This is a genomic window from Nocardioidaceae bacterium (assembly GCA_018672315.1).
GTDB lineage: Bacteria > Actinomycetota > Actinomycetes > Propionibacteriales > Nocardioidaceae > TYQ2.
The window spans coordinates 962,865-986,929 of record CP076053.1; the positions used below are offsets into that span (position 1 = coordinate 962,865).

General features: G+C 71.4%; 21 protein-coding genes. 1 reads left to right on the top strand and 20 read right to left on the bottom strand.

All coding sequences use genetic code 11. From position 1 onward, the window contains the following. Positions 1 to 33 precede the first annotated feature (33 nt). From rarD to KLP28_04580, 17 genes are all read right to left on the bottom strand, one after another. Complete coding sequence (gene rarD, locus KLP28_04500) at positions 34 to 954, bottom strand: EamA family transporter RarD (GenBank protein QWC85997.1); 921 nt, start codon at positions 952 to 954, stop codon at positions 34 to 36. Between the two features lie 48 nt (positions 955 to 1,002). Beyond that, positions 1,003 to 1,932 carry a polyprenyl synthetase family protein gene (locus KLP28_04505; GenBank protein ID QWC86795.1) on the bottom strand — a complete coding sequence of 310 codons (930 nt, stop codon included), beginning with the start codon at positions 1,930 to 1,932 and terminating at the stop codon, positions 1,003 to 1,005. Between the two features lie 56 nt (positions 1,933 to 1,988). Next, positions 1,989 to 3,608, bottom strand: a complete 1,620-nt coding sequence (nuoN, locus tag KLP28_04510; GenBank protein QWC86796.1) for an NADH-quinone oxidoreductase subunit NuoN — start codon at positions 3,606 to 3,608, stop codon at positions 1,989 to 1,991. Positions 3,609 to 3,613: 5 nt separating this feature from the next. Then, the gene (locus KLP28_04515; GenBank protein QWC85998.1) at positions 3,614 to 5,143 is read right to left on the bottom strand and encodes an NADH-quinone oxidoreductase subunit M; all 1,530 of its coding nucleotides are present in this window, start codon (positions 5,141 to 5,143) and stop codon (positions 3,614 to 3,616) included. A 61-nt stretch (positions 5,144 to 5,204) separates the two neighbouring features. After that, positions 5,205 to 7,136 carry an NADH-quinone oxidoreductase subunit L gene (gene nuoL, locus KLP28_04520; GenBank protein ID QWC86797.1) on the bottom strand — a complete coding sequence of 644 codons (1,932 nt, stop codon included), beginning with the start codon at positions 7,134 to 7,136 and terminating at the stop codon, positions 5,205 to 5,207. Between the two features lie 25 nt (positions 7,137 to 7,161). Further along, positions 7,162 to 7,461, bottom strand: a complete 300-nt coding sequence (gene nuoK, locus KLP28_04525) for an NADH-quinone oxidoreductase subunit NuoK (protein ID QWC85999.1) — start codon at positions 7,459 to 7,461, stop codon at positions 7,162 to 7,164. Then, on the bottom strand, positions 7,458 to 8,270 hold the full coding sequence (locus KLP28_04530) for an NADH-quinone oxidoreductase subunit J (protein QWC86000.1): 813 nt from the start codon (positions 8,268 to 8,270) through the stop codon (positions 7,458 to 7,460). Before KLP28_04530 ends, nuoK begins: the two co-directional genes overlap by 4 nt. Then, a complete protein-coding gene (gene nuoI, locus KLP28_04535) occupies positions 8,267 to 8,869 on the bottom strand; it encodes an NADH-quinone oxidoreductase subunit NuoI (protein ID QWC86001.1) in 603 nt (200 codons plus the stop codon). Before nuoI ends, KLP28_04530 begins: the two co-directional genes overlap by 4 nt. Continuing rightward, the gene (gene nuoH, locus KLP28_04540) at positions 8,869 to 10,206 is read right to left on the bottom strand and encodes an NADH-quinone oxidoreductase subunit NuoH (protein ID QWC86002.1); all 1,338 of its coding nucleotides are present in this window, start codon (positions 10,204 to 10,206) and stop codon (positions 8,869 to 8,871) included. Before nuoH ends, nuoI begins: the two co-directional genes overlap by 1 nt. Continuing rightward, positions 10,203 to 12,653, bottom strand: a complete 2,451-nt coding sequence (locus KLP28_04545) for an NADH-quinone oxidoreductase subunit G (protein ID QWC86003.1) — start codon at positions 12,651 to 12,653, stop codon at positions 10,203 to 10,205. Before KLP28_04545 ends, nuoH begins: the two co-directional genes overlap by 4 nt. After that, on the bottom strand, positions 12,650 to 13,996 hold the full coding sequence (nuoF, locus tag KLP28_04550; protein QWC86004.1) for an NADH-quinone oxidoreductase subunit NuoF: 1,347 nt from the start codon (positions 13,994 to 13,996) through the stop codon (positions 12,650 to 12,652). Before nuoF ends, KLP28_04545 begins: the two co-directional genes overlap by 4 nt. Then, positions 13,993 to 14,799 (bottom strand): NADH-quinone oxidoreductase subunit NuoE, encoded by an 807-nt coding sequence (nuoE, locus tag KLP28_04555; GenBank protein QWC86005.1) that lies wholly within the window; start codon positions 14,797 to 14,799, stop codon positions 13,993 to 13,995. Before nuoE ends, nuoF begins: the two co-directional genes overlap by 4 nt. After that, on the bottom strand, positions 14,796 to 16,175 hold the full coding sequence (locus KLP28_04560) for an NADH-quinone oxidoreductase subunit D (GenBank protein ID QWC86006.1): 1,380 nt from the start codon (positions 16,173 to 16,175) through the stop codon (positions 14,796 to 14,798). Before KLP28_04560 ends, nuoE begins: the two co-directional genes overlap by 4 nt. Continuing rightward, complete coding sequence (locus KLP28_04565) at positions 16,175 to 16,948, bottom strand: NADH-quinone oxidoreductase subunit C (protein ID QWC86007.1); 774 nt, start codon at positions 16,946 to 16,948, stop codon at positions 16,175 to 16,177. The genes KLP28_04560 and KLP28_04565 overlap by 1 nt, the downstream gene beginning before the upstream one ends. Continuing rightward, positions 16,945 to 17,499 carry an NADH-quinone oxidoreductase subunit B gene (locus KLP28_04570; protein ID QWC86798.1) on the bottom strand — a complete coding sequence of 185 codons (555 nt, stop codon included), beginning with the start codon at positions 17,497 to 17,499 and terminating at the stop codon, positions 16,945 to 16,947. Before KLP28_04570 ends, KLP28_04565 begins: the two co-directional genes overlap by 4 nt. A 133-nt stretch (positions 17,500 to 17,632) precedes the next feature. After that, entirely contained in the window at positions 17,633 to 17,992 is a 360-nt protein-coding gene (locus KLP28_04575; protein ID QWC86008.1) for an NADH-quinone oxidoreductase subunit A, read from the bottom strand. 133 nt (positions 17,993 to 18,125) lie between these two features. Continuing rightward, entirely contained in the window at positions 18,126 to 18,824 is a 699-nt protein-coding gene (locus tag KLP28_04580) for a demethylmenaquinone methyltransferase (protein QWC86009.1), read from the bottom strand. A gap of 103 nt (positions 18,825 to 18,927) precedes the next feature. Here KLP28_04580 and KLP28_04585 point away from each other — a divergent pair, with 103 nt between their 5' ends. Next, complete coding sequence (locus tag KLP28_04585; GenBank protein QWC86010.1) at positions 18,928 to 20,184, top strand: isochorismate synthase; 1,257 nt, start codon at positions 18,928 to 18,930, stop codon at positions 20,182 to 20,184. Between the two features lie 44 nt (positions 20,185 to 20,228). On the opposite strand, the gene menD is transcribed toward KLP28_04585, so the two are convergent. From menD to KLP28_04600, 3 genes are read right to left on the bottom strand one after another with little or no spacing between them, the layout of a single operon-like run. Continuing rightward, on the bottom strand, positions 20,229 to 21,974 hold the full coding sequence (menD, locus tag KLP28_04590) for a 2-succinyl-5-enolpyruvyl-6-hydroxy-3-cyclohexene-1-carboxylic-acid synthase (protein QWC86011.1): 1,746 nt from the start codon (positions 21,972 to 21,974) through the stop codon (positions 20,229 to 20,231). Then, on the bottom strand, positions 21,971 to 22,945 hold the full coding sequence (locus tag KLP28_04595; GenBank protein QWC86012.1) for an o-succinylbenzoate synthase: 975 nt from the start codon (positions 22,943 to 22,945) through the stop codon (positions 21,971 to 21,973). Before KLP28_04595 ends, menD begins: the two co-directional genes overlap by 4 nt. Continuing rightward, positions 22,942 to 24,039: an AMP-binding protein gene (locus KLP28_04600; protein ID QWC86799.1), complete on the bottom strand. Its 1,098-nt coding sequence runs from the start codon at positions 24,037 to 24,039 to the stop codon at positions 22,942 to 22,944. Before KLP28_04600 ends, KLP28_04595 begins: the two co-directional genes overlap by 4 nt. Positions 24,040 to 24,065: the final 26 nt, after the last annotated feature.

A 24,065-nucleotide genomic window follows, 5' to 3' on the forward strand; every position in this document is an offset into this window, starting at 1 on the left:
GCCCTCTCGCCGTCATTTTGTGCCCTCTGGGCGTCAGGCGGCGACGGGGGCGACCGCGCTGCGGCGTACGGCCCGTCGCTGCCGGCGGTGGTGACGCAGCGACTCCGCGCTGAAGAGCACCAGCGCCAGCCAGACGAGAGCGAACCCGATCCAGCGTCCCCGGGTCATCTCCTCGGAGAACACCACGACACCGATCAGGAACTGCAGGATCGGGGTGACGTACTGCAGGAACCCGATGACCGTCAGCGGCACGCGCGTGGCCGCTCCGCCGAAGCAGAGCAGCGGCACCGCGGTGACGACCCCGAGCGTCAGCAGGAGCAGCACGTGCACGGTGCCCTCGGAGGTGAACGTGCCCTCGCCGGTGCGGTTCAGCACGAGCAGGTACGCCAATGCGATCGGCGCCAGCAGCATGGTCTCGACGGTCAGTCCCTCGACAGCGCCGCGGTTCGCGCGCTTCTTTGCGAGCCCGTACGTGCCGAAGCTGAACGCCAGGGCCAGCGAGACCCACGGCGGCTCACCGATCTCGACCGTCAGGACGACGACGGCTGCCGTCGCCAGGGCCAACGCCGCCCACTGCAGGCCCCGCAGCCGCTCGGCGAAGAACACGACGCCCAGCAGCACGCTGACCAGCGGGTTGATGAAGTAGCCGAGCGACGCCTCGACGACGTGCTCGTTGGTCGTCGCCCAGATGTAGACGCCCCAGTTGACGCCGATGACCACCGCCGCCGTGCCGAGCCACAGCAGCGCGCGCGGCTCGCGCAGCAGTGCGACCAGCTGGCGCCGGCGACGCAGCACCAGGACGACGACGGTCATCGTCACCAACGACCAGACGATGCGGTGGGCCAGCACCTCGACCGCCCCGGCCGGCTCCATCAGCGGGAAGTAGAGCGGGAACAGCCCCCACATCGCGTACGCGGAGAAGCCGAGCAGCAGCCCCTTGCGTGTCTCGCTCACCGGCTCAGGTTAGTGGCGATGCGCAACCGACCGTGAATCGTGGACGCCTCAGGCGGAGCGCTCGGTCAGCACCGTCGCGAAGTTGTCCAGGGCCTCGCGGACACCCTCGTTGGGCACCACCTCGAGCAGCCTGCGCGCCGCCTCGGCCTCGGCGGCCACGTACGCGCGGGCCTGGTCCATCGCCGGGTGGGCACGCAGCAGCGAGAGCGCCTCGGCGTGCTCCGCGTCGTCGCTCAACGGGCGTCCGAGCAGGGACTTCAACCGGTCGTCGGCCGGGTCCTCGGAACGCATCGCCAGCAGCATCGGCAGCGTCAGCACGCCCTCGCGCAGGTCGGTGCCCGGCGTCTTGCCCGACTCCTCGGACTCGCTCGCGACGTCGAGGATGTCGTCGGAGAGCTGGAAGGCTGCGCCGATGCGCTCCCCGTACGCCGCCAACGCCTCCTCGACCTCCCGCGAGGCACGGGCGAACCGAGCGCCGTAGAGCGCGGAGGTCGCGATCAGCGACCCGGTCTTGCCGGCGATCACCCGCAGGTAGTGCTCGAGCGGGTCCTGACCCTCGGCCGGGCCGGCCGTCTCGAGGATCTGTCCCTCCACCAGGCGGCCGAAGGTCTGCGCCTGGATGCGTACGGCGTCCGGGCCGAGCTCGGCGGTCAGCTCCGAGGACTTCGCGAAGAGGAAGTCGCCGGTGAGGATCGCCAGCAGGTTGTCCCAGCGCGCGTTCGCCGAGTCGGCCCCACGGCGTACGTCGGCCTCGTCCATCACGTCGTCGTGGTAGAGCGAGGCCAGGTGGGTGAGCTCGACGACGCAGGCCGAGGTGATGACCCCGTCGCCCAGGGGATCGCCGGTCTCCGCGGCCAGCAGTACCATCAGCGGCCTGAAGCGCTTGCCGCCTGCGGCGAGCAGGTGCTGGGCGGCGTCGGTGACGAAGTCGGTGCTCGCGACCGTGTGACGGTGCAGCTCCGCCTCGACCTCGGCCATCCGGTCCACCAGGCGCTGCTTCAGCTCCTCGTCGACGACGGGGAGCGCGAGATCGGTCACCGGATGAACTCACCCGCGTTGCCGATGAGGTCGAGCACCGGACCCGGCACGATGCCGAGCACCAGGGTGACCGCGAAGCCGACCGTGATCGCGACCAGCGTGAGTGCGCTCGGGGCGGTGACCGTCGGCCCGGCCCCCACGGGCTCGTCGAAGTACATGGTCACGATGAGCCGGATGTAGAAGTAGCCGGCGACCGCGGACATGACCACGGCGACCACGACGACCGGCCAGGCACCCCCGGACAGGGCCGAGGCGAACACGGCCCACTTGCCGGTGAAGCCGGAGGTCAGCGGGATGCCCGCCATCGCCAGCAGGAAGAAGGCGAAGACGCCCGCGAGCACCGGCGCCTCCTTGCCGAGCCCGGCCCACCGGGAGAGGTGGTTGGCCTCGCCACCGGAGTCGCGCACCAGTGTCACGACACCGAAGGCACCGAGGGTCATGAAGCCGTACGTCACCAGGTAGAACAGCACCGCCTGCACCGAGGTGATGCTCGTGCCGCCGACCTCGGAGAGCTGCTGGACGCCCAGCAGCCCGGTGAGGATGAAGCCGGCGTGGGCGATCGAGGAGTACGCCAGGAGCCGCTTGACGTCGGCCTGGGTCAGCGCCAGCACGACACCGACCACCATCGTCAGGATGGCGACGGCCCAGAACAGCGGCAGCCAGTCCCACCGCGCCGGCCCGAAGGCGACGTAGAAGAGACGGAGCATGGCACCGAAGGCGGCGACCTTCGTGGCGGCGGCCATGAAACCGGTCACCGCCGTCGGAGCGCCCTGGTAGACGTCGGGCGTCCAGGTGTGGAACGGCACGGCGGAGACCTTGAAGAACAGGCCGACCGCCATCAGCGCGATGCCACCGAGGAGCAGCCCCGGGTTGCCACTGGTGCCCTCGATCGCGGCGGCGATGCCGGCGTACTCCATCGTGCCGGCGTAGCCGTAGATCAGGGCGATGCCGTAGACGAAGAAGCCGGAGGAGAAGGCGCCGAGCAGGAAGTACTTCATCGCCGACTCCTGGCTGAGCAGACGACGACGACGCGCCAGGCCGCAGAGCAGGTACAGCGGGAGGCTGAAGACCTCCAGCGCCACGAAGAGCAGCAGCAGGTTGTTGGCCGCGGGGAAGATCATCATGCCGCCGACCGCGAACATCAGCAGTGGGAAGACCTCAGTGTGCTCGAGCTGCTTGACCGACGCCTCACGCTCGGCCTGGCTGCCCGGCAGCGCCGCTGCCTGACCGGCGAAGGCCGTGACGCCGCCGTCGAGGCTGCGCTCGGCGAAGAGCATCACGCTGATCAGCCCGAGCACGAGCAGCAGGCCCCACATGATGAGCGTCGGCCCGTCGATGGCCACCGATCCCAGTCCGGTCACCGAACCGAACGCGTCGGCGCCGTCGACCGCAGCGGCGCCGGTGGCGACGTACACGGTCAGTGCCAGGGCCGCCAGCATGCCGACACCGGCCAGCGCGAGGTGGCTGGCGTAGCGGGCGGACCGAGGGACGAAGCCCTCGACGAGCACACCGACCACGGCGACTCCGAGCACGACGAACAGCGGCGAGAGCGCGACGTAGTCGAGCTCGGGTGCCTGGAAGTCGGCGGCGCGCACCAGAGCGCCGCCTGCTGTCAGGGCGGTCACTGGCCGGCCTCCGTTCCACCCGCGACAGCGGGCGCAGGATCGGTGACGCCGACGTAGGAGAGCGTGTCGGCCACCGACGGGTTGATCACGTCGAGCAGGGGCTGGGGGTAGAACCCGAGCAGCACGATGAGGAGCACCAGCGGGGCCAGCGCGGAGACCTCACGCACCCGCAGGTCCGCCATGCCCTCCACCGCCGGGACCGTCGGCCCGGTCATGGTGCGTTGGTACATCAGCAGGATGTAGAGCGCGGCCAGGATGATCGCCGGCACCACGACCGCCGCGAGCAGCGGCGAGTAGACGAACGCCCCCACCATGACGAGCAGCTCGGAGACGAACGGAGCGAGCCCCGGCAGGCTCAGCGAGCTCAGCCCCGCGACGAGCATCAGGCCCGCCAGCACCGGCGCGACCTTCTCCACCCCGCCGAAGTCGCTGATCAGCTGCGACCCGCGTCTCTTGATCAGGAACCCGGTCACCAGGAACAGCGCGGCCGTGGAGAGCCCGTGGTTGAACATGTAGAGGATCGCCCCGGCGTGCCCCTGGCTGTTGAACACGAAGATGCCGAGCACGATGAAGCCGAAGTGGCTGATCGAGGTGTAGGCGATGAGGCGGGGGATGTTGTTCTGCCCGATCGCGAGCAGGGCGCCGTACAGGATCGACGTGGCGGCGAGCGCCAGCACCACCGGCGTCGCCCAGCGCGAGGCCTCGGGGAAGAGCCCGAGGCAGAAGCGGAGCATGCCGAAGGTGCCGATCTTGTCGAGGATCGAGACCAGCAGCACCGAGGTGCCCGGGGTGCCCTGCGACGTCGCGTCGGGCAGCCAGGTGTGCACCGGGAACATCGGGGCCTTCACCGCGAACGCGATGAAGAAGCCGACGAACAGCCACCGGCCGGTCGTCTCCTCGATGGGCAGCTGGGACAGCTCCCGCAGCAGGTACGTCGGCCCGCCCTCGGAGTCGGCGGAGACGACGTAGAGGCCGATCACCGCGGCCAGCATGATGAGGCCGCCGAAGAGCGAGTAGATGAGGAACTTCAGTGCCGCGTGCGCGCGCTCGGGGCCGCCGAACCCGCCGATCAGGAAGTAGATCGGGATGAGCGTGGCCTCGAAGAGCACGTAGAAGAGGAAGACGTCGGTCGCGGCGAACACGCCGATGGCGAGACCCTCCAGGGCGAGCATCCACCCGAAGAACGCGTTGGTCGACCACCGGCCCTCGTCCGCGTCGTCCCAGGACGCCAGCATCACCAGCGGCGTGAGGATGACGGTCAGCAGCACCATCGCGAGGCCGAGGCCGTCCACGCCCAGCGCGTAGTAGGCGCCGAACGCCTGGATCCAGACGTGCTCCTCGACGAACTGCATGCCGCCGCCGACGTCGTACTGCGTGGTCATCGCGACGACGACGCCGAGCGTCACCACCGAGACTCCCAGCGCGATCAGCTTGGGCAGCCGGCTGCCGCTGCGCGGCAGCAGCGCCACGACGGCGCCACCGACCAGCGGCAGCAGCAGCGCTGCGGTCAACCAGGGAAAGCTCACGACGCCACCACTTCTGAAGTCGTCTCGGGCAGGGGGAACGGACGGGACACGCGGCCCGGGCTCATGCGACGGTCACCAGGGCGATGGCCAGCACCAGCACCAGCGCGCCGCCGAGCAGACCCGCGGCGTAGGAGCGTACGAAGCCGTTCTGCAGGCGCCGGGCCGCATCGGAGAGGCCGCCCATGCCGAGCGACCCACCCTCGACCGCCCCGTCGACGACCTTCTCGTCGAAGGTGGCGAGGCCACCGACCAGCGCCTGACCGGGCCGCATGAAGATCTCCTCGTTGACCAGGTCGCCGTAGAGGTCGGCCCGCGCCGCGCGGGTGAGCTCGGAGACGTCCTGCGGCTGCTCGCGGGGGATCTCCTTGCGCCCGAACAGCATCCAGGCCACCGCGATGCCGATCGCGACGGTCACCGTGACGATGGTCGTCAGCACCCAGATCGGCACGAACAGCTCGGCCTCGCCGTGCTCGCCGACGACCGGCGCCAGCCACTCGGAGATCCAGTCCCCGAGGATCAGCAGACCGCCGATGGCGGCGGCGACACCGAGCACGATCAGCGGGATGGTCATCGTCAGCGGCGACTCGTGCGGGTGGACCTTCTCGTCCCAGCGCTTCTTGCCGCCGAAGGTCATGATCATCAGCCGCGTCATGTAGAACGCCGTGACGCCGGCGCCGATCAGCGCGGCGGCGCCCGCCACGTAGCTGACCTCGAACGCGGCCTCGATGATCTTGTCCTTGGACCAGAAGCCCGAGAAGCCCGGGAAGCCGATGATGGCGAGGTAGCCCGCCGCGAACGTGACGAACGTGATCGGCATGGCCTTGCGCAGCGCACCGTAGTGGCGCATGTCGACGTCGTCGTCCATCGCGTGCATCACCGAACCGGCGCCGAGGAACATCTGCGCCTTGAAGAAGCCGTGGGTGATGAGGTGGAAGATCGCGTACGCGTACCCGACCACGCCGAGACCGGCGGCCAGCATCATGTAGCCGATCTGGCTCATCGTCGAGCCGGCGAGCACCTTCTTGATGTCGTCCTTGGCGCAACCGATCACCGCACCCCACAGCAGCGTCACGCAGCCGACGACGACCACGACCGTCTGCGCCGAGGGGGTGTACTCGAAGATGAAGTTCGAGCGGACGACCAGGTAGACCCCGGCAGTGACCATGGTCGCGGCGTGGATGAGGGCCGAGACCGGGGTCGGTCCTTCCATCGCGTCCAGCAGCCACGACTGCAGCGGCACCTGGGCGGACTTGCCGCAGGCCGCGAGCAGCAGCAGCAGCCCGACCGCCGTCATCACGCCCTGGGACGCCTCGCCGGCCATCGCGGAGATCTCGGCGAAGGAGGTCGTGCCGAAGGTGGCGAAGAGCAGGCCGACGGCCAGCACGAGACCCATGTCGCCGACACGGTTGACCACGAACGCCTTCTTGGCCGCCACCGCCGCGGAGGTCTTGTGCTGCCAGAACCCGATGAGCAGGTAGGAGGCGAGACCCACGCCCTCCCAGCCGAGGAAGACGCCGAGGTAGTCGCCTGCCATGACCAGCATCAGCATCGCGGCGACGAAGAGGTTGAGGTACCCGAAGAAGCGGCGGCGGCGTACGTCGTGCTCCATGTAGCCGATCGAGTACAGGTGGATCAGCGAGCCGACGCCGGTGATCAGGAGCACGAAGAGCACCGAGAGCGGGTCGAGCAGCAGGCTCAGCTGCACGGTCCAGTCGCCGGTGGCGAACCAGGTGAAGACGGTCTGGCTGACCGTGCGCTCCCCCTCCTCGAGGCCCTGGAGGCCGAGGAAGGCGAGGAGGCCGAGCACGAACGAGCCGGCCGTGGTCGCGGTGCCGAGCAGGTGACCGAAGGCGTCGGTGCGCCGACCGCCCACCAGCAGCACGACGGCGCCTGCCAGGGGCAGGAGAATGATCAGCCACAGGAGGCCGAGCACACCCGTGCCCGCGACGGGCTCGAGGACCGGAGGGGCACCGCCCTCGGCCAGGGGAATCAACAGGTTCGACACGTCAGGTGCCCTCTCAGTACTTCAGCAGGCTGGCGTCGTCGACAGAGGCGGAACGACGGGTGCGGTAGATCGTCATGATGATGGCGAGCCCGACGACCACCTCGGCGGCGGCCACGACCATGATCAGCAGCGCGCCGACCTGGCCGTCGAGGTTGCCGTGCACCTTGGCGAAGGTGACCAGCGCGAGGTTCGTCGCGTTGAGCATCAGCTCGACGCACATGAAGACCACGATCGCGTTGCGGCGCACCAGCACGCCCACCGCGCCGATGCTGAACAGCAGCGCGGACAGGACGAGGTACGGCTCGGGGCTCACTGCAGCTCCTCCGTCGTGCCGCCGGCGCCACCGCGTCGGGCGCGGTGGGTGCCCTGGGTCTTCTCGTGGTTCATCTCGCGCGTCAGCTCCTCGAGGTCGTCGGCGAGGTCGGCGGCCGGACGCATGTCACCACGCGCCGTCAGCGAGGCCGACACCGACGCGCTGGCCGGGGTGCCGTCGGGGAGCAGAGCGGGCGTGTCGACCGCGTTGTGCCGCGCGTAGACGCCGGGACTCGGCATGGCGCCGAGCGAGGCGCCGGTCTCGGCGAAGTCGCGCATCCGCTGGCGCGACCGGTCGGCCTGGGTGAGCTTGGGCTCGAGACGCTCGCGGTGGGCGAGCACCATCGCGCCCACCGACGCCGTGATCAGCAGGGCCGCGGTCAGCTCGAAGGCGATGACGTAGCGGCTGAACAGCAGCGAGGCGAGACCCTCGACGTTGCCGAGCTCGGCGTCCTCGAAGCCCACGACGGCAGCGAAGCCGACCTGTGACACGGCGATGACGACCGAGGCGCCGAAGACCAGGCCCAGGACCGCGGCAGCCAGACGCTGGCCCGGGATCGTCTCCACGAGGGAGTCCGAGGCGTCCACGCCCACGAGCATCAGCACGAAGATGAAGAGCATCAGGATCGCGCCGGTGTAGACGATGATCTGGATCGCGAACAGGAAGGGCGCGTCCAGCGTCAGGTACATCACCGCCAGCATCACCATGACCGAGGCGAGCAGCAGCGCGGAGTGCACCGCCTTGCGGACCAGCACCACGCCGAGTGCCGCAGCCACCATGAACGGTGCCAGCAGCCAGAAGCCGATCATCCGAAGGTCTCCTCAGCGTCCTTGCCCGGCGTCGCCGACCAGGTGCCCGGCGTCGTGGCGGGCTGCTCGACGCCCTCCTTGTAGGTGCCGCGGTAGTAGTCCTTCTCGGTCTCCCCGAGCCGCATCGGGTGCGGCGGCTGCTCCATGCCGGGCAGCATCGGGGCGAGCAGGTCGGACTTCTCCCAGATCAGGTCCTTGCGGCTGTCGTTGGCGAGCTCGTACTCGTTGGTCATCGTCAGCGCGCGCGTCGGGCAGGCCTCGATGCAGAGTCCGCACAGGATGCACCGCAGGTAGTTGATCTGGTAGACGCGGCCGTACCGCTCACCGGGGCTGAAGCGCTCGTCCTCGGAGTTGGAGTCGCCCTCGACGTAGATCGCGTCGGCCGGGCAGGCCCAGGCGCAGAGCTCGCAGCCGATGCACTTCTCCAGTCCGTCGGGCCACCGGTTGAGCTGGTGGCGGCCGTGGAACCGCGGTGCGGTCGGCTTCTTCTCCTTCGGGTACTCCTCGGTGACGACCTTGCGGAACATCGTCCGGAACGTCACGCCGAACCCGGCGACCGGGTCGACGACCTGCTCCTTGAGGTCTGAGAAGAACGACATCAGACGGTCTCCTTCGAAGCCTTGCGGCTTCCCTTGGGGCCGGGGGGGATGGTGCCGGTACGACCCGAGCGCTCGCTCGGTGCCTCACCGGTCCAGTGCTGGCGGGCGGAGTCCATCGGCGGCACGGGGTAGCCGCCTGCGAAGCGGTCGAATTCCGTGTCGATCGGCTCGCCGTGCGGTCCCTCCTCGGCGATCGTGGAGGTGCCGGAGAGGAACAGGTAGCCGAGGACGACCGCGACCAGCGCGCCGAAGCCGCCGAGCAGCCAGCGGTTCACGTCCTCGTTCGCCCCGTCGGTGACGGTGAGACGCAGCGCGGCGACCACGGCGGTCCACCCCAGCGCGAACGGGATCAGGCGCTTCCAGCCGAACTCCATGAACTGGTCGTAGCGCAGCCGCGGCAGGGTGCCGCGCAGCCAGATGAAGATGAACATGAAGAACATGACCTTGCCGAGGAACCAGATCACCGGCACGTAGCCCTGGTTGGACCCCTCCCACAGCTGGCTGATCGGCCAGGGGGCCATCCAGCCGCCGAGGAAGAGCGTCGCGGCGAGCGCGGAGACGGTGACCATGTTGATGTACTCGGCGAGGAAGAACAGCGCGAACTTCAGCGAGCTGTACTCGGTGTGGAAGCCACCGACGAGCTCGCCCTCTGCCTCCGGCAGGTCGAAGGGGGCGCGGTTGGTCTCCCCCACCATCGCGATCACGAAGATCACGAAGGAGGGGATCAGCACGAAGGCGAACCAGCGTCCTTCCTGGGCTGCGACGATGTCGGAGGTCGACATCGACCCGGCGTAGATGAAGACGGCGATCAGGCTCAGGCTCATCGCGATCTCGTAGGAGATCATCTGCGCCGAGGACCGCAGCCCGCCCAGCAGGGAGTACGTCGAGCCCGAGCTCCACCCGGCCAGCACGATGCCGTAGATCTCGATGGAGGCGACGGCGAGGATGAACAGCACCGCCACCGGCATGTCGGTGACCTGCAGCGGGGTGAGGATGTCGGTGAACGGGACCCGCACCTCGGGGCCGAGCGGGATCACCGCGATGCTGAGGAACGCGGTCGTGGCGGCGATGGTCGGTGCCAGCAGGTAGACGATCTTGTCCGCGCCCTTGGGGATGATGTCTTCCTTCAGGGCGAGCTTCACCCCGTCCGCCAGGCTCTGCAGCAGACCGGCCGGACCGTGCATGTTGGGGCCGATGCGGTGCTGCATGCGGGCGACCACGCGTCGCTCGAACCAGATGTTGAACAGCGTCAGCAGCACCAGCAGCACGAACGCGGCGAGGCACTTCAGCGCGATGACCCACACGGGGTCCTGCCCGAAGGCGTCGAGACCGGTCACGAGGTGCTCCTCTCGAGGCGGACCGGGGTGCCTGCCGGTCCGACGGTGCTGTGCACGGCGGTGCCACCGGAGTGGGCGGGCGCCCACACCATGTCATCGGCCGCCTCCGGGGCGAGGAGGACCGGCAGCGTCACCGCGCCACGGTCGGAGGTGATCGTCACCGGGTCGCCCTCGGCGAGGCCGTGGGCCTTCGCCGTCGCCGCCGAGACGACGGCGACGGGACGCCGCGCGGTGGCGCGCAGGTGCTCCTCGCCGTCCTGCATGCGTCCGTCGTCGATCATCTGCTTCCAGCTCGCGAGCACGACCGTCTCGCGCGGGGCCGTTCCCGGCTCGTGGCGCGGGGCGGGCAGTCGGTCGCCGTCCCAGTCGGTGAAGTCCAGCAGCCGGGTGCGGGCCTGGTCGGTCGTACGGAAACCGATGCTGCGGCCCATCTCCTCGGAGATGCCGGCCAGCACCCGGGTGTCGGGCATCGCGGACGGCTTGGCCATCACGGCGTCGAAGGGGCGCGTACGCCCCTCCCAGGTGACGAAGGTGCCGGCCTTCTCCGCGACGGGGGCCACGGGCAGCACGACGTCGGCGCGCTCGGTGACCTCCGAGGCGCGCAGCTCGAGGCTCACCACGAACTCGGCGGCGTCGATGGCAGCGCGCGCACCGGCGGGGTCGGCGAGGTCGACGGGGTCGACACCGCCGATGACCAGGCCCTTGAGCACACCCTCGCGCAGCGCGGCGAGGATCGCCTCACCGTCGCGGCCAGGAGTCTCGGGGAGCGTGTCCACACCCCAGGCCGCGGCCGCGTCGACCCGCGCCTGGACGTCGCCGACCGGTCGGCCACCGGGGAGCAGGGTGGGCAGGCAGCCTGCCTCGAGCGCCCCACGGTCGCCGGCGCGACGCGGCACCCAGGCGAGCCGGGCTCCCGTACGCTCCGCGAGCGCGGCCGCGGCCGAGAGCGCACCCGGCACGCCCGCCAGCCGCTCGCCGACAAGGATGACGGCACCCTCGTCGAGCACGACCTGGTCGTGCTGCTCGGCGGTGTCGAGCGTGGCGAGCACCTGGGCCTCGTCACCGGGGCGGGTGGGGATCAGGCGGGTGCTGGCCTTCTCCATGCCTCGGGTGGTGTGGGAGGAGATCGACCAGACGCTCGTACCCTTCTTCGCCGCCTTGCGCAGACGCAGGAAGATCAGGCCGGCCTCGTCCTCGGGCTCCAGCCCCGCGAGCACGACGGTGCGGGCGCCCTCGAGTGCGGCGTAGTCGACGTCGCGACGGCCGACGACGACCGAACCGAGGAACTCGGTCTCCTCCGCGGAGTGGGGTCGGGCACGGAAGTCGATGTCGTTGGTGCCCAGCCCGATGCGGGCGAACGCCGACCAGGCCAGCGCGTCCTCGGCCGTGAGGCGGCCACCGGGCAGCAGGCCGACGGCGCCGGCCCGCTCGAGTCCCTTCGCGGCGACGTGGAACGCCTCGGCCCAGGAGGCCACGCGCAGCTCGCCCGTGTCGGTGTCACGCACCATCGGCCGGGTCAGGCGGTCCTCGCCCATGGCGTAGCGGAAGGCGAAGCGGTCCTTGTCCGAGCACCACTCCTCGTTGACGTCGGCGTCGAGACCGGAGAGGCGGCGCATCACCTTGAAGCGGCGGTGGTCAGTGCGCAGCGCAGCGCCACAGGCGTCGTGCTCACCGACCGAGGGGGTCGAGACCAGGTCGAAGGGGCGCGACCGGAAACGGTAGTCGGCGCTGGTCAGCGCGCCGACCGGGCAGATCTGGATCGTGTTGCCCGACCAATAGCTCTCGAAGGGCTGCTGCTCGTAGATGCCGACCTGCTGCAGCGCACCGCGCTCGACCAGCGCGATGAAGGGGTCACCGGCGATCTGCTCGGAGAAGCGGGTGCAGCGCGCGCAGAGCACGCAGCGCTCGCGGTCGAGCAGCACCTGGGCGGAGATGTTGATCGGCTTGGGGAAGGTGCGCTTGGTGCCGTTGTTCTCGTGGAAGCGCGACTCGCCGGTGCCGTGCGACAGCGACTGGTTCTGCAGGGGGCACTCGCCGCCCTTGTCGCACACGGGGCAGTCCAGCGGGTGGTTGACCAGCAGGAACTCGAGCACGCCCTCCTGGGCCTTCTTCGCGCCCTCGGAGGAGAGGTGGGTGTTGACGACCATGCCCTCGGTCGCCGCGATCGTGCAGGACGCCTGCGGCTTCATGCGCCCGGGGGGACCCTGCATCGTCTGCAGCTCGCCGTCCCGACCCGGTGTCGCCACCTCGACCAGGCACTGGCGGCAGGCGCCGACCGGCTCGAGCAGCGGGTGGTCGCAGAAACGCGGGATCTCGACCCCGACCTGCTCGGCGGCACGGATGACCAGCGTGCCCTTCGGCACGCTCACCTCGATGCCGTCGATGGTCAGCGTGACCAGGTTCTCGGCCTCGACGGCCTTGCCTGTGCGGTCGTTGGTCACCGTCATGCAGACGCTCCCGCGATCTGGGCCTCACGGCGCGCGTCGAGCCCCGCGGGGTCGGCGTGCAGCGTGGACGCGTGGTGGTCGAAGGGGCACCCGCCGTGACGCAGGTGCTCGAGGAACTCCTCGCGGAAGTACTCCACCGCCGAGGTGATCGGGCTCGTCGCCCCGTCGCCGAGGGCGCAGAACGAGCGGCCGAGGATGTTGTCGCACTGGTCGAGCAGGAGGTCGATGTCCTCCTCCTTGCCCATGCCCTTCTCGAGCTGGGCGAGGGTCTGCACCAGCCACCACGTGCCCTCGCGGCACGGGGTGCACTTGCCGCACGACTCGTGCTTGTAGAACTCGGTCCACCGCAGCACCGCACGGACGACGCAGGTCGTCTCGTCGAAGATCTGCAGGGCTCGGGTGCCGAGCATCGAGCCCGCCTCGCCGACGGCCTCGTAGTCCAGCGGCACGTCGAGGTGCTCCTCGGTGAGGATCGGCGTCGACGACCCGCCGGGCGTCCAGAACTTCAGCCGGTGACCTTCGCGCATGCCGCCGGCGAGGTCGATGAGCTCGCGCAGGGTGATGCCCAGCGGCGCCTCGAACTGACCGGGCGTCCTCACGTGGCCCGACAGCGAGTAGAGGACGAACCCGGTGGACTTCTCGGTGCCGAGACCGGAGAACCAGTCGGCGCCGTTGGCGATGATCGCAGGCACGCTGGCGATCGACTCGACGTTGTTGATGACGGTCGGGCAGGCGTACAGGCCGGCGACGGCCGGGAACGGCGGCCGCAGTCGCGGTTGACCGCGGCGCCCCTCGAGGGAGTCGAGCAGTGCCGTCTCCTCACCGCAGATGTACGCCCCGGCGCCGGCGTGCACGACGACGTCGAGGTCGTAGCCGGTGCCGTGGATGTCACGCCCGAGGTGGCCCTTCGCGTACGCCTCGGCGACCGCCTGCTGCAGCCGGCGGACGACGTGGAGGATCTCGCCGCGCACGTAGATGAAGGCGACGTTGGCGCCGATCGCGAAGCTCGAGATCGCGACGCCCTCCACCAGGGTGTGGGGGCTCGCCATCATCAGCGGGGTGTCCTTGCAGGTGCCCGGCTCGGACTCGTCCGCGTTGACGACCAGGTACTTCGGGTTCGGGTTGTCCTTGGGGATGAAGCCCCACTTCATGCCGGTGGGGAAGCCCGCACCGCCCCGGCCGCGCAGACCGGAGTCCTTCACGGCGGCGATGATGTCGTCCGGCGCCATGCCGAGCGCCTTGTCGAAGGCCCGGTAGCCGCCGCGGGCCTCGTAGTTCTCGATCTTCCAGGGGTGCTCGTCGCCCCAGTTGGCGCTGAGCACGGGGGTCAGGGTGTCGGTCACGGGTTGCCGCCCTTCTCCGTGTCGGTGTCGACCTCGACGTCGGACTCCTGGATCTGGGTCTCGGCGTACGAACGGTCGGCGTAGCTGTCCGCGGACGCCTGCTGGGCGTCCTCGGTGGCCACGGCGTTGCTCGCGTGGCCCTCGGGAAGCGATCCGGGGTAGTCCCCGTCGGGTGCGGTCCAGCCGCGCTCGGTCGCGATGCGCAGACCCAGCAGCGACGGTGCGCCCGCCGCGGGACCCTCGTCGGCGCGACCGTCGGGGAAGCCGGCGAGCACGCGCTCGGCCTGCTTCCAGGTGCACAGGCGGGCGCCCCTGGTCGAGGCGACCTCCTTGCCGGCCCGCAGGTCCTCGACGAGGTCGACCGCCGTGTCGGGCGTCATGTTGTCCATGAACTCCCAGTTCACGGTCATGACCGGGGCGTAGTCGCAGGCTGCGTTGCACTCGACGTGCTCGAGGGTGATCCTGCCGTCCTCGCTGGTCTCGTCGTTGCCGACGTCGAGGTGGTCCTTGAGCCGCTCGAAGATCTCGTCGCCACCCATCACCGCGCACAGGGTGTTGGTGCAGACCCCGACGAGGTAGTCGCCGACCTGGTGCCGCTTGTACATCGTGTAGAAGGTCGCGACGCCGCTTGCCTCGGCCGGCGTGATGTCGAGGATCTCCGCGCACACCGCGATGCCCTCGGCGGTGACCTGGCCCTCGACCGACTGCACGAGGTGCAGCATCGGCAGCAGGCCCGACCGGGCCTGGGGGTAGCGTGCCGCGATCTCGCGCAGCTCCGCGACGGTCGTCTCGCTCAGGCTCATCGGTCGACGCCTCCCATCACCGGGTCGATCGAGGCGATCGCGACGATGACGTCGGCGACCTGGCCACCCTCGGCCAGGATCGAGGTCGCCTGCAGGTTGTTGAAGCTCGGGTCGCGGAAGTGCGCACGGTAGGGCCGCGTGCCGCCGTCGGAGACCACGTGGGCACCGAGCTCGCCACGGGGGCTCTCGACCGGCACGTACGCCTGCCCCGACGGCACCCGGAAGCCCTCGGTGACCAGCTTGAAGTGGTGGATCAGAGCCTCCATCGACTCGCCCATGATGTGCTTGATGTGCTCGGCGGAGTTGCCCATGCCGTCGGAGCCGATCGCGAGCTGGCTCGGCCAGGCGATCTTCTTGTCGGCGACCATGACCGGCTGACCGGCGGACTTCTCCAGCCGCTCGACGCACTGCTCGACGATCTTCAGCGACTCGAACATCTCGTCGACCCGGATGCGGAAGCGGCCGTAGGAGTCGCAGGTGTCGCGGGTCGGCACGTCGAAGTCATAGGTCTCGTAGCCGCAGTACGGCTGCGTCTTGCGCAGGTCCCAGGCGTAGCCGGTGGACCGGAGCATCGGACCGGAGATGCCGAGGGCCATGCAGCCGGCCAGGTCGAGGTAGCCGACGTCGACGAGACGGCCCTTGAAGATCGGGTTCGCGTTGCACAGCGCCTCGATCTCGGGGAGACGCTTGCGCATCAGGGCGATGAAGTCCTTGATGCGGCCGATCGCGTCGTCGGGCAGGTCCTGGGCGACGCCGCCGGGGCGGATGTACGCGTGGTTCATCCGCAGGCCGGTGATGAGCTCGAAGAGGTCGAGCACCTGCTCGCGCTCGCGGAACCCGATCGTCATGACCGTCAGGGCCCCGAGCTCCATGCCTCCGGTGGCGATGGCCACGAGGTGGGAGGAGATGCGGTTGAGCTCCATCATCAGCACGCGGATCTCGCTGGCGCGCTGCGGGATGTCGTCCTCGATGCCGAGGAGCCGCTCCACCCCCAGGGAGTACGTCGCCTCGTTGAAGAACGGGGAGAGGTAGTCCATGCGGGTGCAGAACGTGACGCCCTGCACCCAGGTGCGGAACTCCATGTTCTTCTCGATGCCGGTGTGCAGGTAGCCGATGCCGCAGCGGGCCTCGGTGACCGTCTCGCCGTCGAGCTCGAGGATCAGGCGGAGCACACCGTGGGTGGAGGGGTGCTGCGGGCCCATGTTGACCACGACCCGCTCCTCGGCCTGCTCGCCGATGGCCTGGGAGACCGAGTCCCAGTCCTGACCGGTGACGGTGAAGACGCGGCCCTGCGTCGTCTCGCTCGAGGAGGCGGCCGAGGGGTCGGCGTACGCGTCGGAGGTGGTCGAGCCCGGGGAATCGTGCGTGGTGCTCATCAGTTGTAGCTCCTCCGCTGGTCCGGGGGCGGGACGGTGCCGCCCTTGTACTCCACCGGGATGCCGCCCAGCGGGTAGTCCTTGCGCTGCGGGTGGCCCGGCCAGTCGTCGGGCATCTGGATGCGGGTCAGCGCCGGGTGGCCCTCGAACACGATGCCGAAGAAGTCCCAGGTCTCGCGCTCGTGCCAGTCGTTGGTCGGGTAGACCGCGACCAGGGACGGGATCGTCGGGTCGGTGTCGGGCGCCACGACCTCGAGGCGCAGCCGACGGTTGTGGGTCATCGACAGCAGGTGGTAGACCGCGTGCAGCTCGCGGTCGCGGTCGTCGGGGAAGTGCACCCCCGAGACGCCGCCGCACCACTCGAAGCGCAGGTCGGGGTCGTCGCGCAGCACCTGGGCGACCGCGACGAGGTGCTGACGGCGTACGAAGACCGTCATCTCGTCGCGGTGGATGACGACCTTCTCGATGGCCTCGTCGGCGGCGCCGGCCTCCATGGAGCGGCGCAGTCCCGCCTCGAGCGCGTCGGCGACCTCGTCGTGCACGCCACCGAACGGGCGCGGCGTGGCGCCCGGCATGACCACCGTGGTGACGAGTCCGGCGTAGCCCGTGGTGTCACCGGGGCCGTGCACGCCGAAGGACCCGTCGCGGGTGGCGACGACCTCGACGGAGGAGGTGGCAGGGTCGGCGGGCAGGTTCTGCCGGCCCTCACCGACGCCGCGGCCGGCGTTCTGGCTGCCGGAGGTCTCCGGCTCCTGGGGCATGTCGGGACTCATCGGAGCAGGCCCCTCATCTCCTGGCTGGGCAGCTCGCGCAGCGCCGCGACCTCGAGCTCGTCGATCTGCTTGGTGCGGTGGGCGCCGAGCTTGGTGTCCTGCACCTTGTCGTGCAGCTTCAGGATCGCGTCGATGAGCATCTCGGGCCGCGGCGGGCAGCCCGGCAGGTACATGTCGACGGGCACGACGTGGTCGACGCCCTGGACGATCGCGTAGTTGTTGAACATGCCGCCCGAGGACGCGCACACGCCCATCGCCAGCACGTACTTCGGCTCCGCCATCTGGTCGTAGATCTGCCGCAGCACCGGGGCCATCTTCTGACTCACCCGGCCCGCGACGATCATCAGGTCGGCCTGGCGCGGGGAGGCACGGAAGACCTCCATGCCGTAGCGCGCGAGGTCGTAGCGCGGCCCGCCCGAGGTCATCATCTCGATCGCGCAGCAGGCCAGCCCGAACGTGGCCGGCCAGAAGGACGCCTTGCGCATGTAGCCCGCGACGCCCTCGACGGTGGTGAGCAGGACGCCGCTGGGGAGCTTCTCCTCGATACCCATCGAGATCACCCGACTTTCTGGTCGAACCGGACGCCGTGGTGCGGCGCTCGGCCTCGGTGCGCGCCGGTGCTGGACGCGCGAGATGCGTGCTGGGCAGCCGCGCTGTCGCGGGCTGCGTCCACGGAGGTGCCGATCAGTCCCACTCCAGCCCGCCTCGACGCCACTCGTAGCCGTAGGCGACGGTGATGTTGGCGAGGAACAGGATGATCGCGGCAAAGCCGAACCACGCGAGCTGGTCGAAGTAGACGGCCCACGGGATCAGGAACATCACCTCGACGTCGAAGATGATGAAGGTCATCGCGACCGTGTAGTACTTCACCGGGAAGCGGCCGCCGTCGTGCGCCTGCGGCGAGGGCTCGATGCCGCACTCGTAGGAGTCGAGCTTGGCGCGGTTGTAGCGCTTGGGGCCGGTCAGGCTGCTGACGGCCACGGAGAAGACCGCGAAGCCCGCCCCCAGGATCAGGAGTCCCAGGACCGGTGTGTAGAGGTCCATCCGTCAGCTCCTCGTCGGTGGTTGCTGCCGCGTGCGCCCCCCGAGCCTCTCAGTGGCCCAGCGCACGGTTTGCCACCGTCGAGTCTAGGACGGACGTGGCACGCCTGCGACTCAGGGCACCCTCAGCGCGTCCTCAGGAGGGCGGCTTGACGCCCGTGTGCAGGGCGACGATGCCGCCCGAGAGGTTCTGCCAGCGCACCTCGCCCCACCCGGCCTCGTCCAGCATCGCCGCCAGACCGCGCTGGTCCGGCCAGGCGCGGATCGACTCGGCGAGGTAGACGTACGCGTCGGGGGCCGAGGACACCTTGCGCGCCACCGCCGGGAGCGCCTTCATCAGGTACTCCAGGTAGACGGTGCGGAACGGTCTCCAGGTGGGGTCGGAGAACTCGCACACCACGAGCCGGCCCCCCGGCCGGGTCACCCGCGCCATCTCGCGCAGACCCGCTGCGGGGTCGACGATGTTGCGCAGCCCGAAGGAGATCGTGACCGCGTCGAAGGTCTCGTCCCCGAAGGGGAGCCTGGTGCCGTCGCCCGCGGTGAACGGGAGGTCGGGGCGGTTCTGCTTGCCCACCCGCAGCATGCCGAGGGAGAAGTCGCACGGCACGACGGTGGCGCCGCGCTCGGCGAAGGGCTCCGAGGAGGTGCCGGTGCCGGCGGCGAGGTCGAGCACACGGTCGCCGTACGCCGGGTCGACCGCCTGCAGGACCTTCGTACGCCAGCGGCGGTCCTGCCCGAGCGAGAGCACGTCGTTGGTCAGGTCGTAGCGCTTGGCGACGCCGTCGAACATCGCGGCGACCTCGGCGGGCTGCTTGTCCAGGTCTGCGCGCGTCACGGGCCAACCCTAGTCGGCCCGGGCGGCGTTCCCCCGCGGCCGTGACCGGCGGCACTCCCGGGCGCCTCCGGTGCAGGCCACCGGCGCACTAGGCTCCGATCTCGTGACCGACGCCCCCGCCCCTCGGGGTCTCGCGGCACCGGCTCCGACGCTGGTGACGCGGACCCGCGGCGTCGAGGACCCCGGAGCGCTCCTCGACCTGCTGCCAGCCGATGCCGCGTGTGCCTGGCTGCGCGGCGGCGACGGCCTGGTCGGCTGGGGCGAGGCCGCGCGCGTCGAGTTCGCCGGCGCCGACCGCTTCGAGGCGGCGGACCGCTGGTGGCGGGAGGCGACCGAGGCGGCCGTCGTCCGCGACGAGGTCGGGGTGCCCGGCACGGGCCTGGTCTGCTTCGGCAGCTTCGCCTTCGCCGACGAGCCGGGCCGCAGCATCCTGGTCGTCCCCGAGGTCGTGGTGGGCAGGCGCGGTGAGACGGTCTGGGTCTCGACCACGGGCACCTCGCTGGGTCCCGCGCCCCGGCTGCGCCCCACTGACGCACCCCGGCCGCCTGGGGACCTCGAGGTCGACGACGACGCCGCCGGGCGCGACCGCTGGACCGGGGCCGTCGCCGAGGCGGTGTCCCGCATCGAGGACGGGGGCCTGGAGAAGGTCGTGCTGGCGCGCGACGTGCACGCCCGCCACGAGGGCCGGCTCGACGTGCGGTGGCCGCTGCGCCGTCTCGCGGAGGACTACCCGACCTGCTGGACCTTCCACGTCGACGGCCTCTTCGGCGCCACCCCGGAGATGCTGGTGCGGCTCGAGCGGGGCCTGGTCACCTCCCGCGTGCTCGCCGGCACGATCCAGCGGTCCGGCGACGAGGTGCGCGACCTGAGCCTCGGGGCAGCGTTGTCGCGGTCCAGCAAGGACCTGGAGGAGCACGAGTACGCCGTACGCTCGGTCGCCGACCGCCTGGCCGCGCACTGCACGTCGATGAACGTGCCCGAGCGGCCGTTCGTGCTCGAGCTGCCCAACGTGCTGCACCTGGCCACCGACGTCGCGGGCGTCTCCTCCGACGACGCCTCCGCGCTGCGCCTGGCGGCCGCGCTGCACCCGTCTGCCGCCGTCGGCGGCACCCCGACCGAGGTCGCGGTCGAGCTCATCGCCGAGCTCGAGGGCATGGACCGCGGCCGCTACGCCGGCCCCGTCGGCTGGATGGACGCCCGCGGTGACGGCGAGTGGGGCATCGCGCTCCGCTCGGCCGAGGTGACCGAGGAGGGCGTACGCCTCTTCGCCGGCTGCGGCATCGTCGCCGGGTCACGGCCCGAGGCCGAGCTGGCCGAGTCCGACGCGAAGCTCGTGCCGGTCACCGACGCGCTGAGCTAGTCGGCGCTGTCGGCCTGTCACCTGCGGACGGGCCCCGGTCACCGTCAGCTGCGCAGTGCCTCGCTCGCGGCGGCGATGCCCGTCGTACGCAGCTGCTGGTCCAGCTCCCGGCGGCCCGCCCGGTCGACGCGCGCCTCGACCACCTCGATGCCGCCGTTCGGCGAGGCGAGCAGGGCCTCGAGCTCCCCGCGCGAGGTGGCGAGCGCGTAGGGCGTCCGTGTCGCCGCGCACAGCTGCTCCAGGTGCACCTCGTGGGGCAGGGCGAAGACCTGCTCGAAGGAGTCCGCGTACGCCGGCGCCCCCTGCTCCAGCCCCGCGAAGATCGACCCGCCGCGGTCGTTGACCACGACGATCGTGAGGTCGGGACGCTGCTCGTACGGGCCCAGCAGCAGCCCGGCGTGGTCGTGCAGGAAGGTCAGGTCTCCCATCAGCGCGAGGTTGCGCGAGGAGTGGGGCCGCGCGATCGAGGCGCCGATCGCCGTGGAGACCGTGCCGTCGATGCCGGCCAGTCCGCGGTTGGCGAGCACGAGGCGCCGTTCGCCCACGCCGGTCGGGCGGTGCACCAGGTCGAGGTCGCGGATCGGGTTGGAGGCACCGACGACCAGCAGGCCCGAGGGTGGGAGGGCGGCACCGACGGCGGCCGCGACGTGGTGCGGCAGCAACCCCGAAGCGGCGCCCAGGAAGTGGTCGACGGCGCGGCTCGCGGCGCGGTCGGCGGCCTGCCAGCTCTCGAACCACCCGGAGCCGTCAGGCTCCTCGACCGCGAGGGCGGGTGCGGTCAGCGACACGAGCCCGGCGAGGTCGGTGACGGCGCGGCGGCCGGGCCAGCCGGGGTGGTGGGCACGCGGCAGCAGCGCCACGTGCTCGATGTCGGGTCGACGGAGCAGCCGACTCACGGGGCGTGACAACGTCGGGTGGCCGGCCACCACGACCCGCTCGATCCGGTCCGCCAGCTCCGGCACCTCCAGCAGCAGCCGGTAGGAGCGCAGGGCGTGCTCGCCGGTGCGCGACCCCGACGACGGCTCGGCCAGCAGGGGCCACCCCGACCGCTCGGCGAGGTGCCGCGCGGGGGGTCCCGCGTCGTCGCCGGCGACGACCACGGTGCGGGGACCGCCGGGCAGCACCGTCACCGGGGGCGGCGGGGAGGACGACGCGGGGTCGGGCCCCGGGGCCGTGTCCTGCTCGTGGACCTCCGTCCACCCGTCGGGTGCATCCGGCACCAGGGGCTCGGGCAGCTGCACGTTGAGGTGCACCGGCCCGGGCGTACGCCGCTGGGCCCGCAGGGCGTCGTGCACGTGGGCGCGCCAGGCGCGCACCTGCACCGTGCAGTCGTCGAGGCCGCCCGGCACGCCGGCCGGCACGTCGACCGAGACGACCGCGGCGGGTCCGAACCCGACGGCGAAGTCGGTCGTCTGATTGGCCCCGGTGCCACGCACGCCCGCCGGCCGGTCAGCGGTGAGCAGCACCAGGTCGACTCCGGCGTGCGCGGCCTCCAGCGCCGCGGGGTGCAGGTGGGCGACCGCGGTGCCGGAGGTGGTCAGCACGGCAGTCGGCCGGCGCGAGGTCTTCGCGATCCCCAGCGCGAGGAACGCAGCGGTGCGCTCGTCGAGCCGGGTGTGCAGTCGCAGGGCGCCGGTGCGTACGCGGTCGTGCGCGGCCAGGGCGAACGGCGCGCTGCGGGAGCCGGGGCACAGCACGAGGTCGCGGACGCCGCCCGCCACCAGGGCGTCGAGGACCGTGGTGGCCGCAGCCGTCGCGGCGTTGCGTACGGGGCGACCCGGGGTGCTCACGGGGCCCCCGCCAGGGAGCGGACCCGGTCGAGGCGCTCGCCCCACCAGGTCGCGCGCCCGTCGTCGGCGCCGAGGCGCTCGAGGGCGGCGAGGTCGACCTGCGGGCGGCGCACCGGCAGGGCACCGTCCACGGGCAGCAGCGGGTCCTCCGCGAGGTCCTCGACCATCAGCTGCACGGTCGCCAGACCGCACGCGTACGGCAGCTCCGGCAGCGCCGCGGCCAGGGCGACGCCCGCGGCGATGCCGACCGAGGACTCCAGGGCCGAGCTCACGACGACCGGGAGCCCGATGTCCTCGGCGATGCGCAGACAGGCCCGGACGCCGCCGAGCGGCTGCACCTTCAGCACCGCGATGTCGGCGGCCTCCAGGTCGCGGACGCGGTAGGGGTCCGCGGCGCGGCGGATCGACTCGTCGGCCGCGATCGGCACGTCGACGCGGCGGCGCACCACGGCGAGCTCCTCGACCTCGGCGCAGGGCTGCTCGACGTACTCCAGCCCCCCGGCGGCCCGGTCCAGGGCGCGGATGGCCGTCACGGCCCGCTCGGGGGTCCAGGCTCCGTTGGCGTCGACGCGGATGCGCCCGGGAGCGGCCCCGGGGCCCGCCTCCTCCAGCGCCGCGCGCACCGCGGCCACGCGCGCCTCGTCGTCGGCGAGGGACTGCCCCGGCTCGGCGACCTTCACCTTCGCGGTGCGGCAGCCGGCGGAGCGGCGCACGACGTCGGCGGCGAGCTCGGGGGCGACGGCCGGCACGGTCACGTTGACCGGGACGCTGTCGCGCACCGGGTCGGGCCAGCCCTCGTCGGCGGCCTCGAGCGCGGCGCGCAGCCAGGGCAGGGCCGTGGCGTCGTCGTACTCGGTGAACGGGCTGAACTCCCCCCACCCGGCCTCGCCGCGCAGCAGGACGCCCTCGCGGACCGTGATGCCGCGGAAGCGCGTCCGCAGGGGCAGAGAGAAGACCTCGCCGCGGCTCACCGCTCGTCCCCTCGGGCCAGCAGCGCCGCGCGGTCGACCTTGCCGCGATCGGTGCGCGGGATGCGCGGCACGACGAGCACCTCGCGAGGCGCCCAGGACCGCGGGTGGACGAGCGCCACCCAGTCACGCAGCTCCGTGGCGGTGGGCCGGTCGGCGGTCGCCTCGCCGGTCGGCTCGGGGTGGTTCTCGTCGAGCACGACGTACGCCACGAGGCGCCGTCCCCACTCCGCGTCCTCGACGCCGATCACCTCGCAGGCCTCGACCATCGGGTGCTCCGCAAGCCGGGCGGCGACGACCGGCCCGGGCACGTTGACGCCGCCGGTGACCACGACGTCGTCGGCGCGGCCCAGCACCCGGACGCGGACCGTCCGGTCCGCCGTGGCCGGCTGCACCTCGCCGAGGTCGGCGGTGCGGAACCAGCCGCCCCGGAGCACCGCGGCGGTCGCGGTCGGGTCGCCCTCGTAGCCGCCGAAGAGCATGGGGCCGGCGATGCGCAGGCGCGAGTCGTCGTCGGTCACGACCTCGACCCCGTCGAGGGGCACCCCGTCGTAGACGCAGCCGCCGGCGGTCTCGGCCATCCCGTACGTCGCCACCGTCTCGATGCCGTGCCGTGCCGCGCGGAGGCGGAGGTCGACGTCGACCGGCCCGCCCCCGAGCAGCACGGCATCGAGGCCCGTCAGCGCGGCCAGGTCGCGGCGGGCCTGGAGGGCGTGGCCGAGGGCCTCGGGCCCGTCGTGCTCGACGGCCTCCAGCAGTCGGTACAGCTGGGTGGGCACGAGCGAGACGTAACGGCGCGGCCCCTCCAGGCGAGCGACGGCCTCGGCGAGCGACTCCCCCTCACCGCGCAGCACCGGCGCGTGGCCGGCGTGCAGCGAGCGGACGAGCACCTGCACACCCGCGACGTACGCGTGTGGGAGCGTCAGGAGCCAGGCACCCGGACCGCCGAGCCGCTCGTGCGTGGCCTCGACGCTCGCGAGCACGGCCTCACGGGTCAGGACGACCCGCTTGGGGTCGCCCGTCGACCCCGACGTCTCGACGACGAGGGGCTGGGGACGGGCCTCTCGGAGCCAGTCGGCGACCTGGTCGCGCACCACCGCGGGGGGCTGGTCGGACCGGGGGC